The sequence below is a fragment of the Nocardia amamiensis genome (assembly GCF_015477605.1).
In the GTDB taxonomy this organism is placed as follows: domain Bacteria; phylum Actinomycetota; class Actinomycetes; order Mycobacteriales; family Mycobacteriaceae; genus Nocardia; species Nocardia amamiensis_A.
The window spans coordinates 330,941-347,274 of sequence record NZ_JADLQX010000001.1 but is presented as its reverse complement, the minus strand read 5'-3'; the positions used below and the strand labels follow the sequence as shown (position 1 = coordinate 347,274).

The window sequence follows — 16,334 nt, the reverse complement described above, 5'->3', positions numbered from 1 at the left end:
CGCCGCACTACGCTTGCCCGCGTGAGGAAACTGCTGCCGCTGGTCACGGATGCACTGCTCGTCGTCGTCTTCTGCGCGATCGGCAGGCGCAGCCACGACGAAGCCGTCCTGGCCGGGCTGCTGCGCACCTTCTGGCCGTTCGCCACCGGACTGGCCGCGGGCTGGCTCATCGTCGCGTCCGGCCGACGGTGGCGCAGCGCAGGCCAGGCGGAGTTCGACGGTACGGCGCTGTGGCCCACCGGCATCGTGGTCTGGATCAGCACCTTGGTCGGCGGCATGCTGCTGCGCGTGGTCAGCGGTCAGGGCACGGCGGTCAGCTTCGTGCTGGTCGCAGGTACCGTGCTCGCGCTGTTCCTGCTCGGGTGGCGCGCCGCGTTCGGCGCGCTGAGCGCATCACGGTTCCGGGGTCGACAGCGCTTGTAGCATCCTGGCCGCCATGCGCGGGGTCGCGTCTCTGCTGTCCACGTCCTTGATGTGAACGGCGAAGACCAGATCGCCCATGGCCCCGATCAACCACCCGTCCCGCCCTGCGATCGCGGCGAACGCGTTGACGTCCCGGTAGCGGCGCACACTCGCCATCTCCGGCGCGTTCGTGGCGTCGCGCAGCAGGCCGCGCAGCCGATCGGTGGTCTCCGGCGACAGCGGGCCGAGCTGGGCGTCGGTGGTGCTCGGCCGGGCGACCTCGATCATCGGCGGCGGCACCGAGCCGCGCGCGATCGTGGCCGCGGCGATCGCCATGCCGAACGGGCTGGCCAGCACCGCGTCGGAACCGGCACCCTGCACGACCTGCTCGGCGCTGCGGCCGGCTATGGCCAGGCGACCGGTCACCTCGTCCAAACCGGGCACCTTGAAGTCGATGCCGACCCCGAGTGCGGTCGCCGCCTCGGCCGCGTCCTGCACCGAGACTTCGTGCGGCGCCTTGCCTTTGGCCACCGCCGCGACCGTGCGGAACAGTTCCATGGCGCCGCCCACCGGATACAACCCGGTGAACGCCACGGGGCCGTGCTCGCTGGCGTAGCTGTTCTGCGCGACCGCGACCACCGCCCCGCTGGACGGCTGGATCGCCACGATCGAGGCGGGCGTGCCCACGCTGACCACCGCGTCCTCGGCGGCGCGTTGCAAGCGCTGGTCCATGGTGCCCGCGATGTCCGGTCCCGGCGGTCCCTGCTGGCCGGCGAGTTGCGTGATGAACCGGCCGTCCCGCTCGAACAGCTGGACACCCCAGCCGGAGTGTGCCTCCTGGCTTTCCTGCTGCACCTTGCGCAACGCGTCCAGCATCGGCGACCAGACCCTGCGGTCGGCCGAGATCAGCCGCGGCTGCTTCTCCATGACCACGCCGGGAATCGGCGCCATGCGCGGTTCCAGAATGGCGAAATCACCCTCGCGCAGGTTCACCGCGATGATCGGCTTGCCCTGTGAGGTGGCCAGCTGCTGCATCAGCGACGGCCCGGTGATCAGTGGCGCGACCGGCGCGATGGCCTTGGCCAGCGCATCGGTCGAGGCCACCGGGTCGGGCATCTTCGCGGGGTCGAGCTTGATGACGTTGATGATCTGCTCGGTCATCAGCGGCTCACCGACCATGTCGTTGACCCGAGGGGCGGGCGAGGGCAGGGTACGCACCAACCGGACCGTCCGGTTGTGCGCCAGCTGCGGCATGACGACCGCGGGCTCCCAGGAGATCCGCCAGCCGATGGCCAGCTTGCGCACGTTGCCCTGGAGGCTGTAGTTCCAGGTCTTCTTCTCGCCGAAGCTCCACTCGACGTCCATGCTGAAGATCGCCGACTGCGGGTCCAGACCGATGAACTGGGTCTTGCGGTAGTCGACTTTGCCGGGCTGGAGTCCCTCGAACATTTGCTTCAACGTTGCCGAAGCCGCAGTGGGGTACGACGTCAGGTCCGCCGCCTTGGCGTAGTCCCGATCGTCGAGCAGATCCGTGAAGCGCTCTACGACTACCTCGGCTTCATTCTGCTTCTCGTGTATCCCACACGACCCGATCGCGAGCGCGAGCGATGCCACCGCCATGAGTGCCATTGCGCCCCGAACGCGAAAGGAGCGGGATCCCCACACATCCATGTCGCCCACTCTTCACTCTTGTCACTCCAGTAACAAGACCACCGTACCCGAAAAAGACCAGACCGCGATGCCTCCGTAGCGCGGACGTTACCCATGCTCAGCATCCCAATTCTGCCCCGAGATCTCGCATCTCGGGAGGCCTTTCATGATCATCGCCCAGCCGCACAAAGGCAAACCGGCGCCGCTACCGTACCGGCCTTCACAAAAAGCCGTGCGGTTACCGCCATACCGGACGTTTCGAATCAATAAATACCCCTCCGCGCCCCGATCGAAGCGCACGGATCCCTGTTCGCACAGAGCGGAACCAACCTGGTCGATTGCGAAGTAATCTTGTAATCAATGAAGCAACGCACCGTAGTAAGTAGGTGACTGTCCATGAGAAACACACACCGCGGCCGCGGTTTCGGACGACCGGGCGGCTGGCAGCAAGCCGACCTGCCGGATCCAGCGGACGTGCCGGACTGGTTCGCCGGAAGGTTGCCAAGCGACTGGTTCACCGGTCCGCCGGTGATCGAAGTGGACCGGGACGAGATCGTCGTCATCGGTGAGCTGCTGATCCCGCAGCCGGAGAAGCGGCCGACCGACGACGCCGAGGCGCAGACCGAAGAGGTGCCGCGTGCGACCAAGGAAGGCGCCGTGGCTCGGTTCCGCGAGTCCACCCGCCCGGCTCGCATGCAGATCGCGAACGAAGCGCAGCACCGCTACCGGCGCAGCGTCGCCTGGGGCGTATCGGTGGACGGGGAACGGATCATGTTCACCCACCTGGCTGTACCCGTCATGACCCGGCTGCGTCAGCCGGAACGCAAGGTGCTCGACACCCTGGTCGACGCGGGCGTCGCCCGTTCCCGCGCCGACGCGCTGGCCTGGACGGTGAAACTGGCCGGCAAGCACGCGGAAGCGTGGCTGGAGGAGCTGCGCGTCGCGATGCGCAAGGTGGACGACCTGCGCTCGGAAGGACCGCAGGGTCTCTAACCGGGTCGGGTCTAGGGTTGCGTGCATGGCTGAGACCGTCGGCGCGACGCCGGGCCCGATCCTCGTACTCAACGGCCCGAATCTGAACATGCTCGGCACCCGGCAACCGGAGGTGTACGGGTCGGCGACGTTGGACGACGTCGTGGAACTGTGCAAGCGGACCGCGGCGAAGTTCGACCGGGAGGTCGTCGCCTTCCAGTCCAATTCCGAGGGCGCGCTGATCGATCGCATCCATCAGGCGCGCGGCGCGGAGTCGGGCATTGTGATCAATCCCGGCGGACTCACCCATACATCGGTGGCGCTGCGGGACGCGCTGGTGATTCCGGAACTCCCCATCATCGAGGTGCACATCAGCAATGTGCACGCGCGTGAGGAGTTCCGGCACCACTCGTACATCTCCCCGATCGCCACGGCCGTGGTCGCGGGCATGGGGATCCAGGGCTACGCCGCCGCCATCGAATTCCTGGCCCGCTCGGCCTGAGCCGATCAGTTCCGGCGTGGGATCGCCTCACTTGGTGAGCTGGAAAACCGGAAACCCTGGTGCGATGGCGGCGAGCTCCGCGTCGGTGGCGTCTTTGGTCACTCCCTCGAAGAACCTGCCGACCTCCCAGCCCCACTTCTGCAGGTAGAGCCGCAGCAACGGAATCTTGTCGGCGTCGGCAACCTCCGTCGCCGTGAACGCCTCGACTTTGCGCCCGAGCCGCAGCTCGCCGCCGCCCGCCGCCCGTAGGTTCCGCACCCACTGCGTGTGCCCGCGCGGCGCCACCAGAAAACGCTCGCCATCCTCGCGCACCAGCAAATTGACCATCGTCGTCCGCCACTCACCGCTCTTGCGCCCGCGCACCGCGAGCAGCCGCGAACCCATCACGCTGATGCCCAGCTTGGGCAGCAGATTGAAGATCCGATTGAAGAACGGATCCAGTCCGGCGGGCCCGATGTAGCGGGTGCTGTCGTTCATGTCCTACTCCTCGATTGTGAGCACTGCTCTCTATAGCGAGAAGTGTTTCACGCATGCCGCAGCAAAGTCAAGAGCACTGCTCTCGTTTTCGCGGTGCCATCGAGGACCGGCCTTTGTCGCCGATCGAAATGGCCAGCACGCGTAGCGGCCCGAATCGCCGTCAGGAGTCCTGCGGCCGAGCCGGCAAGCCTCCCGCGCAGGGCTCGCAGCAGAGCAGCCGCTGCGGATCCGTACCGCCACACCGGGCTCTGGTCGTGTCGAAGGCGCCAAGTAAAGACGATCCGGCAGAACTATCCCGGTCCTCCGGCATCGGTGCGCCGGACATGGTGGATCGACAGGCGGGTCACCCCGCACGGCCCTGGAGCCGGAGGGATGACCCGGGCAGCTCAGCCCGCGCTGCCGGTAGCCGGAAGGGGCTGGGTATCGGGTTCCCCGTCCCCTTGGCCGCGACCGTGCCTGTCGTTGCCTTGCCGGTCCCGGCCGCTGCGGTCGTAACCTCACCGGTCGTAGCCGAATCGGTCGTAGCCCCACAGGTCGTAGCCCAGCCGGTCATAGCCGCTGCGGTCACGGCCACTGTGGTCGTAGCCGAATCGGTCATAGCCCGAGCGGTCGTAGCCGAACTGGTCGTAGCCGAATTGGTCGTAACGCTCGTGGCCATGGCCGTTGGGCATCGAGGGAGGCGGGGTAGGCGTGGATGCCGGAGCCGACGGGGCGGCCGGTACCGGCGTGCTCTTCGTGGGCACGGAAGTTGGGGCCGGAGCGTCCGGAGCCGCGGACGCGAACGCGGCGGTCGCAGCAGGAGCGAGCGCCAATACCCCGACCAGCACAGCTCCCGTCATCACGCGGCGCGCTGCCAGTGCCGATTACCCGATGCAACATCTACCGATTCCCTTCCGGCCCAACAAAATTGACAAGCGAACTCTTCATCGGTCGGGAATCGAGAGTCGTCAGCAGCGGTCAACTTTCCGGAGTATCGCCTGGACCGGCGCCAATGACCCACCCAGCGGTCTGCGGCTCCGGCAACACCTCGCTCGTTTCGAGCCGGTTCAGTCCCACCACAGGCGCCACAGCGGCCTCAGCAGCGACTCGGCCAGTTCGTCCACCGAGTCGCGATCCTGGGTCGCGGCGTCCGGGCAGTACAGGTACGCCTCCAATGCCATGGCCAGCGCGGCATCTTCGCTCAGTACCGGCTCATCGACCTTCAACCACATGGTGTCCAGGTCGAGCGCCACCAGCTCACACCCCCGCGCGGCGGACCAGCGCCGCAGCACCGCCGCATGGACATTGCCGTCGACATCGCAATTGACGGCACCTGACCAGCGCAATTCGCGCGGAACCAGCCAGGAGTTGGCGACCGGAATCAGTGCGAGTTGGTCGAACTCCTCGCAATCGGGGCGGATCGCCCAGGTGTCGGACCAGTCGAAGCCCTCGTAGTCGTAGTCATCGAGATCGAGGTCCGCCCACTCGGGTCCGCCGCGGGGAATCGAGTCCGGATCATCCTGGCGGGAAGCGTATTCCCGACGCAGCCAGTCGGCACCGCTGACCTCGACGGCGGGTGTGTCGTATCCGAACTCGGACCCGGTTCGATCCCAGGTGTCCTCCGTGGTGAACAACGGCCACAACCCGGTGCGCGGATAGGCGGCACGAATTTCCTCCCACAGCCCGGGCCCGTGGTAACCCGGCTCGATCGACATGATCCAAACCGGAGCCCCGGATGCCGTCTTGTCGACAACCGAAAGCGCGGGAACCTCGACACCGAGCTCCGCCAGTGCCGCTGCCGGGTCATCACCGTCGAAGGGCGGAACGGGCGCGGTCGCCGGCAGGTCGGCCGGGAAGGGAGGAACTCCGAAGTTTCTTTTCACACTTCATGATTCAACACACAGCCACTGACAACGATCTGCGCACCCGTGGTTCTTCCCAGCTGCTGCGCCGGGTGGGGATCAAGTTGGCCGCCTCCAGCCATTCGGCGGAGCTATACCCCGCAGAGCCGGCCGATTCTTCACCCAAGTTCCCGGCATGAGTGAAGAAGCAGCCGGCTCTGCGGCGCAAGCGGCGGGAGGGCTACGCGGCCGCGTGCGTCAGGCGTCGCCGCGCATCAGCGCGTAGGTGGAGATCGGCTTTCCCGCCTGCTCGCTGGCGGCAACGGCTTTGCGCCAGAACGACTGCGATGTGTGCGAGAGCGTCGCGTCGACGCCGACCTCCTCGCTCGCGTCGATGATGTGCTGCGCGCCCGCGTCCATCATCTTCAAGCTGGCCAGACTGGCCCATCCGCCGTTCTGGTTGGCGACCGAGAACTCCTCCATGAAGTAGGGGAACGCGGCGGCCGAACGGATCGCGAACGGGACGAACGCGGCGATGTCGTGACCGGACCGATCGATCATCGCGGTCGCCTGGTCGAAACCGAGCAGCCAGGGATGGAACAGCGTCAGCAGCCCCTGATAGAAGACCTGCGCCATGCCGTCGTCTGCGCCGAGGTACTCCTGTGGGCTCAACGGGCGCAGCAGCTCGGCGTGGGCGTCGAAGACCTCCCGCGGGCCGCTGTAGAAGATGTACGACGCCGGGTGCGCGATGTTCTCCCCGGCCGACATGACGCCACCGGAGAGGAACTGCGCGCCGTGCGAGCGAACCCACTCCCCGCCCTTGCGGGCCTTCTCCGGCGAATCGGAGGACAGGTTCGCGATCACCTTGCCCTTCAGGTGATCGGTCGCCTGACCGAGCACGTCGTACATGGCCGCGTAGTGGGTGAGGCTGAGCACGGTCACCTCGTTGGCGTCGAGTGCGTCGGCGACGGTCTCGGCGCGCTTCGCGCCCAGTTCGACCATGGCGTCGACCTTCTCGGGGCTGCGGTTCCAGACCGTCACCTCTACGCCTGCGTCCAGGAAGGCCCGGACCATCGCCTGACCCATCGGACCGAGCCCGATGACGGAGACGGCGCGTGCGGTGGTCTGATCGGACATGCTGTGTCCCTTCGGTTGTCGTTCGGATTGCTGTCGGCGCCGGAATTCATCGTCGTTCCCGCAGGTAGAGTCGGGAAGACCGAACGTCGAGGTGCGGTTGCTTACCTCGAGGTTCGAAAACAGGTCAAAGGAGCGCGGTGGACATGAGTAGTGACGCGGATCACGATGTGTGCGGTATGTCGGTCGCCATCGATGTCGTCGGCGGAAAGTGGAAACTGCACCTGATGTGGGTGCTCGGGGTCGGCCCGCAGCGATTCGGGCAGATCCGCCGGCTTCTCACCGGGGTCAGCGAGAAGGTGCTCGCCGAGAATCTGCGCCAGCTCGAAGCCAGTGGCGTGGTGCATCGTGAGGTCTATCCGGAGGTCCCACCGCGGGTCGAGTATTCGCTCACTCCCCTCGGCCAAGAGCTTGCCGTCGCCCTGCGCCCGCTCGAGGAGTGGGGAGACCGGCACCGCCACGAATTGACCGCGAACCTGTTGGCGTCCGCGAGTTAGGTCAACCGCTCGGCCGCGATACGCGCGCCGACGCGTTCGAGCAGCGACGCCGCGTCGTTCATACAGCGTGCCGGGTCGGGCTCCAGGTCGGACAGCGCATAGCAGTCCGCGAAGCCTGCGGCCCGAATCTCGTCAGGCTCGAGGAGAGTGCGGCCGACCACGGCGAGCACCGGAACACCCGCCTCACGAGCCACCGCGCATACACCGACGGGCGCTTTGCCGTGCAAGCTCTGTCGATCGAGCGAGCCTTCGCCGGTGACGACGAGGCCGGCGGTGGCGAGCAGGTCGCGGAATTCGAGGAGTTCCAGCACGACCTCGATGCCGCTGCGTACTCGCGCGCCCAGCACGGCGAGCGCTCCGAAACCGGTACCGCCCGCCGCGCCCGCACCGGGATGGCCCGCGAATTCGGGACCGGCGACGGACGCCCAAGTGGCGAGCGCGGATTCGAGCACATCCGACTCCGCCGGACCCGCGCCTTTCTGCGGCGCGTATACCGCGACCGCACCGTGCGGCCCGAGCAGCGGATTGTCGACGTCGCAGGCCAGTGTGAACGTCGTGGCGGCGATTCCAGGGTGCAGGGCGGAACGATCCAATTCGGCGGCGCGTGCCAAAACGGCTCCGCCCGTGGGCAATTCCCGACCGCCTGCGTCCAGGATGCGCGCGCCCAGCGCCTGCAGCATGCCCGCGCCTCCATCGGTGGAGGCGCTGCCGCCGAGACCGAGCACTATGTCGGTCACACCGTGGTCCATGGCATGCGCCAGGACGACGCCCAACCCGTATGTGCTGGCGCCGAGCGGATCCAGCCGCCCCTCGGGCAGGGCCGAAAGACCGACCACCGCAGCCAGTTCGATGACGGCCCGGGTCCCGTGCCGGGCATAGGTCGCCCGGCGAGGCACACCGGTCGGTCCCGGCGCCGTCAGCTGCGCGCGCGTCCAACCCGCGGCGACAAACGCCTCGACGGTGCCGTCACCACCATCGGCCACCGGTACCAGCCGGATGTCGGCATCCGGCGCGCTCCGCGTCAATCCCGCGGCCAGCGCCGCCGCCACCTGCGGCGCGGAAAGCGACCCCTTGAACTTGTCCGGGGCGAGAATCACCCGAGCAGCGGATACCTGCGTCATCCCGACATTCTCGGACGTGGTCGGATCGGCCGCACCACGGCCCGTCCGCGCATGCGCTCAGCTCCCTGGCAGCGGAGCTTGGTCGGCCTCCGTGATGGTGACCTTCCCGGTCCGCAAGTAGGTCAGCACGGCTCGGTCCACTGCAGGGTTTCCCCGACCGAACGTGCCGTGGTCGCCGCCCTCGACGGTGACCAGCGCCCCGCCCAGCGCCTTGGCCATGGCCGGGCCGCCTTCGTACTTGGTCAGCGCGTCGTGACGGCTCTGCAGCACCAGCGGCGGGGTGCGCAGACCCGCCCCCGTGATCGGCACCGGCTTCGCTACGGGCTTCCAGGAACCACAGGCCATTCCGGAGCGGACCAAGTCGGCGCGGGCGTCCATGGCATTGCCGCCGGAGGCGATGGTAGCGACCGCCGAGCCGAGCAGTTCCGGCCTGCCCGGCACGGCATTCTCGTTGCAGGTGATCGCGCTGAATACGAACCGCCCGGTGGGGTCGGTGGAGGTCGCACCCTCGATGGCCCGCAGTCGCTGCACGTTCGCCGGGTCGGTGGCGGCATCGGCCATCGCGCGGGCGAAGGTCGGCCAGAACGCGCGGGTGTAGGTGGCCACGGTGGTCGCCCCGAGCAACGGCACCTGCGCGGAGACACCACCGGTCACCAAGGTGCGCAGCAAGTTCTGCACTTTGCCCAACTGCTCGACACTGCCGTTGTAGCCGCCCTTGGCGATCTCGGCCAGCGGCTCGGGCAGTGCGCCGGGCAGGTCGGCGAGGCTCGCGGGCGGCGGGGTGAGGTTGGCGTACCAGCCGCCGCCCTGGGCTGCCGCCAGCTGAACCCAGGTCCGGTAGACCTGCAGGGCGGTGTCGCCGAGGTGGTACTCGGCGTGGTGTTCGGCGATCCAGGCGAACAGATCGTCGAGGCGCTGTTTGCCCGCGATCTGCTGTTGGGCGAACTCCTCGGTCCACACCCAGTCGGGGTTGACGTTGGAGTCCAGGATCATTCGCTCCACCCGATCGCCGAACAAGGTCGCGTACACCGCGCCGAGGTAGGTGCCGTAGGAGGTGCCGAAGTAGCTGATCCGCTCCAGCCCGAGCGCGGCACGCACGGCGTCGAGATCGCGTGCGGTGTTCTCGGTGGTGATGGTGTCCAGATAGCCGGGCTGCGCGATGTCGCAGGCCTTCTTGATGGCGTCGCGGTTGCCGCCGCCCAACGAGACCTGTTCGCCCGCCGCGGTTTTCGTGTCCCCGGCACATTCCAGCGGCGTGGCCCAGCGCAGCCCGCGCGGCTGGACGGCGATCCGGTCATAGCGCGCGGCGAGTTCCGCGGGGAATGCCTCCGATCGGCGCGCCCAATAGTCCAGCGCATCGGCGCCGGGACCGCCGGGATTGGCGAACAGGACGCCTTCTCGCGTGCCGGTCGCCGCGATCCGGCTGACGGTCAGGTCGATCGTCGGCCCGCTCGGCTCGGCGTAATCCATCGGAACGCGGACGACGGCGCACTGCACGCCACGATCGGCGGTGACGGATCCGTCGGGGCACGCACCGAACACAACGCCCGGCGCGGCGTTCGCGAGGCCGGTGACGATCGATCCGCCGAGCAGAGCCGCGGCGGCGACGATGGCCACGACCCGCGAAATCCGCAGTGTCCTCATCATGTTCCGTACCTCCCCTGGCCTGCCGCGCTCACGCGTGAACCGGCGCCGACCAAGAGCATTCTGCGCAGGCCCGGCGGGACAGACAAGTCGGTGGCGGGATTTCGCCCGGTCGAGCATGTGGTTTACCCCGATCGCGGTGCACGGAGTAGCGTCGAGCCATGTCGACCGAGGTCAGCAACAACACCGCACTGGAACGTTTCGAGATCTACGTCGACGGTGCGATCGCCGGCTATGCCGAATACCAGGACACGGCCTCCGAACGCGCGTTCGTGCACACCGAGATCTATCCGCGGTACGAGGGCCAGGGCTATGCGCGACTCTTGGTCGAGACCGCACTGAACAGCACCCGCGACGACAAACTCGGCGCGCTGCCCATGTGCCGCACGGTCCACCACTTCATCGAGACCCGCCCGGAATACCTAGCGATGGTGCCGCATTGGGCGCGCGACCGGCTGAACCTGCCGCAGTGAACGAGCGAACCGAGAACACAGCGCGCGTTCGCGCACGACGGAGCCGAGCGCCGGCGAGGCGCAGTCGTGAGCGAGCGTCAGCGAGCGAACCGAGAACACAGCGCGCGTTCGCGCACGACGGAGCCGAGCGCCGGCGAGGCGCAGTCGTGAGCGAATCATGGACGCAGCCGAGCGCTCGCTCGTGCGGGAGTGAGCGCTCGGCACGGCGAGGCATGAGCAAGCGGACTCAGTGCGCCGCCACTGCGCCGTCGAGCGCCGCTTGCAGGTCCTTGCGCACCAGTCGGGCGATGTCACCGGGCCGGGCGGGCAGGTCGAGCACCGGGACGCCGAAGTAGAAGCTGGCCGACTTGGCCTCCTCCTTCGTCGGCTGCACCGCCGGGTCCTGGCGCGGGCCGTAGCTCAGCCCCATCGACAGCAGCACGGGCTCGGCGCCGAGTTTCATCGCGCGGAAAGCGATGTGCCCGATGCCGCTGCCCACCGCCTGCACCTGGGTCGGGTCGACGTCGTTGCAGGTTCCCTCGGGGAACACCGCGACGCCGTCGCCGCGAGTCATCCGCTCCGCGCAGATGTCCATCATGCGCTGACCGGCCGCGTTCACCGCGCGGATGCCGTGATCCTTGCCGCGGAACACCGGGATGCCGCCCATCATGTCGATCTTGCGCCGCTGGTCGGGGTCGACGAACAGCTCGTCCTTGGCCAGCACGCGCACCCGCCCGATCACCCGTCGCAGTCCGCTGCGCCAGGCTGCCGCGGCGACGGTGTAGGGATCGTTTTCGGATAGGTGGTTGATCGCGATCAGCAGCGGCCGCCTCTGTTCGATCACGGCGCGGAGCGATTCGCGTGCCCCTTCGGCGTAGCTGACCCTGGGATGGTAGCGGCGGCCGAGAATGGCGTAAGCCCCCCACGCTTTCAGCCGGTTCTGGCGATGATCTCGGTAGAAGTCGTAGACGGTGTCGCTGTTCTCGAGGCGCACCTCGGGCGGTTCCATGACCTTGGACTCTACGGTGTCGCGGCGGCACCGCAACGCGGCGTCCTGCCGCCGGGCCCCGCCCGCCCGGCAAATCCGGAAGACAGAAGTGGGCCGCAGAAGGCGCATTGTGGGCGAACAGCTGAGATGATGTCGGAGTGGCACGCGCAGAAGACCCGGACGATCGGAAGACTCGCGGCGGACACGGCGACCGCAGGCGGCGCGATTTCCGGCCCGGCGAGCAGGTGGTACGTGCCGGGACACTGCTGGTGTCGGCCACCGAGTTGGTCGAACCCACCTTCCGGCGCACCGTCGTCTACATCATCGAGCACAACGACGCGGGCAGTCTCGGGGTCGTGCTCAACCGTCCGAGCGATACGGCCGTGCACGATGTGCTACCCCACTGGACGGACGCGGTCGCGGCGCCGCGCACGCTGTTCATCGGCGGCCCGGTGAAACGGGACGCGGCGCTGTGCCTCGGCACCGTCCGGGTGGGCGCGCAGATCGACGGCGTACCCGGGCTGCGTCGCATCGATGGGCGCGTCGTGTTGGTCGACCTGGACGCCGATCCCGAACGCGTCGGCCCGCTCGTCGAGGGCATCCGCATCTTCGCGGGCTACGCGGGCTGGACCTTCGGCCAATTGGAAGGCGAGCTGGAGAACAACGACTGGATCGTGCTGTCGGCGTTGCCGTCCGACCCGATCAGTACGGGCCGCCCGGACCTGTGGGCGCACGTGCTGCGCCGCCAGCCGCTGCCGCTGTCCCTACTCGCGACACACCCGATTGAACTGGAACGCAACTGAGAACGTGTACTCCTCGAAAGGGTCGAAGGAGACACGGTATGAGACACGACAACTGATCTGGCGAGAACATGGGTGACTGCTCGGGTGCGCCCACAAACCGGCCCCGCACCACAAGCGGAGAGGGATCTAGTTGTGGGCAACGAAATGGATCGTCCCGACGATCAGTCCGAATTGATGCGGGCTCTCTATCGCGAACACGCCACACCCCTGTGGCGGTACACGCTCGGCTTGGTCCGGGATCCAGGGCGAGCAGAGGACATCGTGCAGGAAACTTTGCTGCGAGCATGGCAACGCCCGAACGTCTTGGATCAATCCACCACGTCGGCGCGGGCGTGGCTGTTCACCGTGGCGCGCAATCTCGCCGTGGATGAGCATCGCAGCGCTCGCAGCAAGCGCGAGTTCCGCACCGACAACCCGCCCGAACGAGCCGCGCCGGACCAATCCGACCGGGCACTGGACGGGTGGCTGGTCGCCGACGCCCTCGGCAAGCTCAGCGCCGACCATCGCGAGGTGATCGTGCGGGCCTACTACCGAGGACTGTCCACCCATCAGATCGCCGAGGAACTCGAGGTCCCGCCGGGCACGGTGAAATCCCGGATGCACTACGGCATGCGCGCATTGCGACTGGCACTACAGGAGATGGGGGTGACGAATCAATGACTGATATCACGGACGACTACACCACGTGGGACGGACCGTATGTGCTCGGCTCCCTCACCCGTGGTGAGCGCCTGGAGTACGAAACCCACCTCGCCGGCTGCACCGAATGCCGGGCCGCGGTGGCCGAGCTGGCGGGCCTGCCGGGCATGCTCGCCTTGGTCGACACCGAGACCGCGCTCGCGATGATCGAGCCGCCCGCGGCCGAGGCCGTCGCGTCGATGCCGCCACCGCCGCCGATGCCGCAACTGCCGACGGCGCCACCGCCGCCGCCGCGGCTCGCCGACGCCGCCGAACGGCGCAACCGGCGCAGCCGGTGGACCACAGCCGGCGTGGCGGTGGCAGCGGCCGCGGCCGCGGTGGCGATCGCGGTGCCGATCGCCGTCACGATGTCGGAGTCGGAGCGATCGGACACACCGGACACCACCACGCAGGCTTTCGTCGAACGCCCGATGGATCCGCTGGAGGCGACGCCGGTCTCGGCGAACTTCAAGCTCTTCGCCGAGGGCGATCAGACCCGGCTCGTGATGACCTGCAGCTACCCGCCGGGTGAGCAGCAGCGCTACAACTGGGATCTGGCCCTGTACGTCACCCGCACCAATGGACAGCAGCAGAGACTCGACCAGTGGCCCGCGGGCCCCGGCACTGAACTGACCATCGATCGGACCATCGACGGCCCGCCCGATCAGGTCCGCTCGGTCGAGATCCGCGCCGCGAACACCGGCCGGGTGTTGCTGGCCGGCACGGTCTGATCGATCGAACGATCCCCCGCCGGGACAGGGCCGGCGGGGGTTCGTCGTAGGGCAACCCGGTCAGCGCGTCTGACGCCGGAAGATCGAGGACGACCACAGATACCCGACCACCGTGAGGCCCACGCACCAGGCGATCGCGATGATGCCGTTGTTGCCGATCTCGGTGCCCATCAGCAGGCCGCGCAGGGTCTCGGTGAACGGCGTGAACGGCTGGTATTCGGCGAACTGGCGCAGCCCGGCGGGCATGGTGTCGGTGGCGACCAGCCCGCTGCCGAGGAATGGCAGCATCACCAGCGGGAAGGGCGTGTTGCTCGCGCTCTCCGGGTTCGGCGCGAGCAGGCCGAGCGCCACCGACAACCAGGTGAGCGCGAACATGATCAGCGCGAGCAGCGCGAACGCGGCGATCCACTCGGGCAGGTTCGCATTGGGGCGGAACCCGATCAGCAGCGCGATCGCGACCATCGCCGCGATGCCGACCAGCGCCTGGATCAGCGCGCCGACCACGTGGCCGGTGAGCATTGCCGATTGCGCGATGTCCATCGTGCGGAACCGGTTCACGATGCCCCTGGTCGTGTCCGTGGCCACCGACACAGCGACCGAGACCGTCATGTACGCCGGAATCATCAGCAGCATGCCGGGTGCGAGGTAGTCGATGTAGTTTCCGCCGGAGGACTTCTCCAGCGCGCCGCCGAAGACGAAGTTGAACACCAGCAGCAGGATGGTCGGCATCACGATGACACCGAAGGTCATGCTCGGATAGCGCTTGGCGCGCACCAGGTTGCGCCGCAGCATGGTCGCCGAATCGGCGAGCGCGTAGGACATAGCACTCATTGCACGGGTTCCTTTTCGGTGGTGGGGTGGCCGGTGAGGGTGAGGAATACGTCGTCGAGGTTGGGCGTGTGCACCGCGAGCCCCTCGACCTCGATCTGCTCGTAGTCGAGCCGATCGAGGACCGACCGCAGCGATTTCACGCCGCCGTCGCTCGGTACCGCGAGGGTGAGGTTCTCCTCGTCGTCGTCCGGTGTCGGTGCGGCGGCGCCGAGCGCCTCGGCGGCCGCGAGCAGAGCGGACCGCTCGGCGAACGACAGGCGGATATGCCCGCCCGGCACCAGCCGCTTCAGTTCGGCGGCCGTGCCTTCGGCGACGATCTTGCCCCGGTCGAGCACCGCGATCAGGTCGGCGAGCTCGTCGGCCTCCTCCAGGTACTGGGTGGTGAGGAAGACCGTGACGCTGTAGTCGTCGACCAGCCCTCGAATGATGTCCCACATCGAACGCCTGCTGCGCGGGTCGAGCCCGGTGGTCGGCTCGTCCAGGAAGATGATGCGCGGATCGCCGACCAGGGTCATGGCCAGATCCAGCCGCCTGGTCATGCCGCCGGAGTAGCTGGACGCGATCTTGTCGGCCGCGTCCACCAGGTCGAAGCGCTCCAGCAGATCCGCGGCCAGCCTGCGGTTCTCGCGGCGCGGCAGATGGTGCAGATCGCCCATCAGCAGCAGGTTCTCCCGGCCGGTGAGCAGCTCGTCGACCGCGGAGAACTGGCCGGTCACCCCGATTTGCGCCCGCACCTGCTTGCGCTCGGCGGCCAGATCGTGGCCACCGACCCGGAGTTCACCCCCGTCGGCGTTGATGAGCGTGGTGAGGATCTGCACGGTGGTGGTCTTGCCCGCGCCGTTCGGGCCGAGCAGCGAGAAGATCGTGCCCTCCGCGACGGTGAGATCGATGCCGTCGAGCACCACCTGCTCGCCGAACGTTTTACGCAAGCCCCGTGCCCAGACGGCGGGCGGGCGATGGCCGTTCACCATGGTTCTTCCTTTCGAAAACAGATGCCTTCATGCGAATGTGAGCATGTTTCACTCGCGCCGCTCCCGGAGTCGGGTGCGGCGATTGCCGGTGGGTTATTCGCTTGTCGCGCCGGGTGCGCGGACTAGATGTCCAGATCCTCGATCTTCGGCCCCTCGGCCAGGTCGACCACGCGCTGATAGAGCTTGTCGGGAATGTGCCCCTTCAGCTCGTCGGGCGCATCCACCACGACGAAGATGAACTCACCCCAATCCTGCTGCCCGACGCCGAGCAGGCGACGCCAGCTCTTCGGGTCCCTCCAGTCCTTGAGCCACTTCGCACCGGCGTCGGTCGGGTAGTCGTCCCAGTTCGAATACTGGGCGTGCATCACGTATTTGCCCTTGCGGCTGCGATACACCCTGACGTGCTCGATGCGCGTATCGTTGACGTCGTGCCACTCGCCGAGGAGTGTGCCGGAGAAGCGAACCTGTCGCACACCATCCCGACCAACCTTGAGCACAATTTCGTCGAAGCCCTCGAGGCGACCCTCCTCGAGTTCGATGAACCGGCGCAGCGCCGTGACCACCGCTCCCGAAAGATTGCCGCCGACCAGCTCCTGCGCGCGCTGAAAGAGCGCCAGGTCGTCATCGGCAACGTAGATCGTCTTATTGGGCATGAACTCAC

18 protein-coding genes and 1 pseudogene are annotated in these 16,334 nt (G+C 67.7%); 8 read left to right on the top strand and 11 right to left on the bottom strand.

Features of this window, described 5'->3' with window-relative positions:
• Positions 1-21 precede the first annotated feature (21 nt).
• Positions 22-423, top strand: coding sequence for a DUF3054 domain-containing protein (locus tag IU459_RS01595; RefSeq protein ID WP_195127608.1), 402 nt, complete (start codon positions 22-24; stop codon positions 421-423).
• Here IU459_RS01595 and IU459_RS01590 read toward each other — a convergent pair.
• The gene (locus IU459_RS01590) at positions 394-2,022 is read right to left on the bottom strand and encodes an NTF2-like N-terminal transpeptidase domain-containing protein (protein WP_228837170.1); all 1,629 of its coding nucleotides are present in this window, start codon (positions 2,020-2,022) and stop codon (positions 394-396) included. The two genes, IU459_RS01595 and IU459_RS01590, sit on opposite strands and share 30 nt — an antisense overlap.
• Positions 2,023-2,448: 426 nt before the next feature.
• On the opposite strand from IU459_RS01590, the gene IU459_RS01585 reads away from it, so the two are divergent.
• Positions 2,449-3,045: a hypothetical protein gene (locus IU459_RS01585; protein WP_195127606.1), complete on the top strand. Its 597-nt coding sequence runs from the start codon at positions 2,449-2,451 to the stop codon at positions 3,043-3,045.
• A gap of 25 nt (positions 3,046-3,070) precedes the next feature.
• Complete coding sequence (gene aroQ / locus IU459_RS01580; RefSeq protein ID WP_195127605.1) at positions 3,071-3,526, top strand: type II 3-dehydroquinate dehydratase; 456 nt, start codon at positions 3,071-3,073, stop codon at positions 3,524-3,526.
• Between the two features lie 27 nt (positions 3,527-3,553).
• Here the strand turns inward: aroQ and IU459_RS01575 are convergent, their stop codons facing one another.
• The 4 genes and pseudogenes from IU459_RS01575 to IU459_RS01560 all read right to left on the bottom strand — a co-directional run.
• Positions 3,554-4,003 (bottom strand): nitroreductase family deazaflavin-dependent oxidoreductase, encoded by a 450-nt coding sequence (locus IU459_RS01575; RefSeq protein WP_195127604.1) that lies wholly within the window; start codon positions 4,001-4,003, stop codon positions 3,554-3,556.
• A 497-nt stretch (positions 4,004-4,500) separates the two neighbouring features.
• Positions 4,501-4,674, bottom strand: coding sequence for a hypothetical protein (locus IU459_RS01570; protein ID WP_195127603.1), 174 nt, complete (start codon positions 4,672-4,674; stop codon positions 4,501-4,503).
• Between the two features lie 375 nt (positions 4,675-5,049).
• Positions 5,050-5,865 carry a DUF4253 domain-containing protein gene (locus tag IU459_RS01565; RefSeq protein ID WP_195127602.1) on the bottom strand — a complete coding sequence of 272 codons (816 nt, stop codon included), beginning with the start codon at positions 5,863-5,865 and terminating at the stop codon, positions 5,050-5,052.
• Positions 5,866-6,081: 216 nt separating this feature from the next.
• A pseudogene (locus tag IU459_RS01560) lies at positions 6,082-7,014 on the bottom strand (NAD(P)-dependent oxidoreductase); the annotation flags it as partial.
• Positions 7,015-7,103: 89 nt separating this feature from the next.
• Between IU459_RS01560 and IU459_RS01555 the strand changes: the two are divergent.
• The gene (locus tag IU459_RS01555; RefSeq protein WP_228837169.1) at positions 7,104-7,454 is read left to right on the top strand and encodes a winged helix-turn-helix transcriptional regulator; all 351 of its coding nucleotides are present in this window, start codon (positions 7,104-7,106) and stop codon (positions 7,452-7,454) included.
• Here IU459_RS01555 and IU459_RS01550 read toward each other — a convergent pair.
• Positions 7,451-8,575 (bottom strand): glycerate kinase, encoded by a 1,125-nt coding sequence (locus IU459_RS01550; RefSeq protein ID WP_195127599.1) that lies wholly within the window; start codon positions 8,573-8,575, stop codon positions 7,451-7,453. The genes IU459_RS01555 and IU459_RS01550 overlap by 4 nt on opposite strands.
• Before the next feature lie 57 nt (positions 8,576-8,632).
• A complete protein-coding gene (locus IU459_RS01545; RefSeq protein WP_195127598.1) occupies positions 8,633-10,222 on the bottom strand; it encodes an alpha/beta hydrolase in 1,590 nt (529 codons plus the stop codon).
• Between the two features lie 158 nt (positions 10,223-10,380).
• Here IU459_RS01545 and IU459_RS01540 point away from each other — a divergent pair, with 158 nt between their 5' ends.
• Positions 10,381-10,692, top strand: a complete 312-nt coding sequence (locus IU459_RS01540; RefSeq protein ID WP_067477949.1) for a GNAT family N-acetyltransferase — start codon at positions 10,381-10,383, stop codon at positions 10,690-10,692.
• Positions 10,693-10,918: 226 nt separating this feature from the next.
• Here the strand turns inward: IU459_RS01540 and IU459_RS01535 are convergent, their stop codons facing one another.
• On the bottom strand, positions 10,919-11,680 hold the full coding sequence (locus IU459_RS01535; RefSeq protein WP_195127597.1) for a lysophospholipid acyltransferase family protein: 762 nt from the start codon (positions 11,678-11,680) through the stop codon (positions 10,919-10,921).
• A 137-nt stretch (positions 11,681-11,817) separates the two neighbouring features.
• Between IU459_RS01535 and IU459_RS01530 the strand changes: the two genes are divergently transcribed.
• The 3 genes from IU459_RS01530 to IU459_RS01520 all read left to right on the top strand — a co-directional run bounded on the left by IU459_RS01530 (position 11,818) and on the right by IU459_RS01520 (position 13,871).
• The gene (locus IU459_RS01530; RefSeq protein ID WP_195127596.1) at positions 11,818-12,462 is read left to right on the top strand and encodes a YqgE/AlgH family protein; all 645 of its coding nucleotides are present in this window, start codon (positions 11,818-11,820) and stop codon (positions 12,460-12,462) included.
• Between the two features lie 144 nt (positions 12,463-12,606).
• On the top strand, positions 12,607-13,122 hold the full coding sequence (locus IU459_RS01525; protein WP_195127792.1) for a sigma-70 family RNA polymerase sigma factor: 516 nt from the start codon (positions 12,607-12,609) through the stop codon (positions 13,120-13,122).
• Positions 13,119-13,871, top strand: a complete 753-nt coding sequence (locus IU459_RS01520) for an anti-sigma factor family protein (protein WP_195127595.1) — start codon at positions 13,119-13,121, stop codon at positions 13,869-13,871. The genes IU459_RS01525 and IU459_RS01520 overlap by 4 nt, the downstream gene beginning before the upstream one ends.
• Positions 13,872-13,931: 60 nt before the next feature.
• Here the strand turns inward: IU459_RS01520 and IU459_RS01515 are convergent, their stop codons facing one another.
• From IU459_RS01515 to IU459_RS01505, 3 genes are all read right to left on the bottom strand, one after another.
• Positions 13,932-14,702, bottom strand: a complete 771-nt coding sequence (locus tag IU459_RS01515) for an ABC transporter permease (protein WP_195127594.1) — start codon at positions 14,700-14,702, stop codon at positions 13,932-13,934.
• On the bottom strand, positions 14,699-15,673 hold the full coding sequence (locus IU459_RS01510; RefSeq protein ID WP_195127593.1) for an ATP-binding cassette domain-containing protein: 975 nt from the start codon (positions 15,671-15,673) through the stop codon (positions 14,699-14,701). The genes IU459_RS01515 and IU459_RS01510 overlap by 4 nt, the downstream gene beginning before the upstream one ends.
• Before the next feature lie 122 nt (positions 15,674-15,795).
• A complete protein-coding gene (locus tag IU459_RS01505) occupies positions 15,796-16,326 on the bottom strand; it encodes an EXLDI protein (RefSeq protein WP_195127592.1) in 531 nt (176 codons plus the stop codon).
• Positions 16,327-16,334 lie beyond the last annotated feature (8 nt).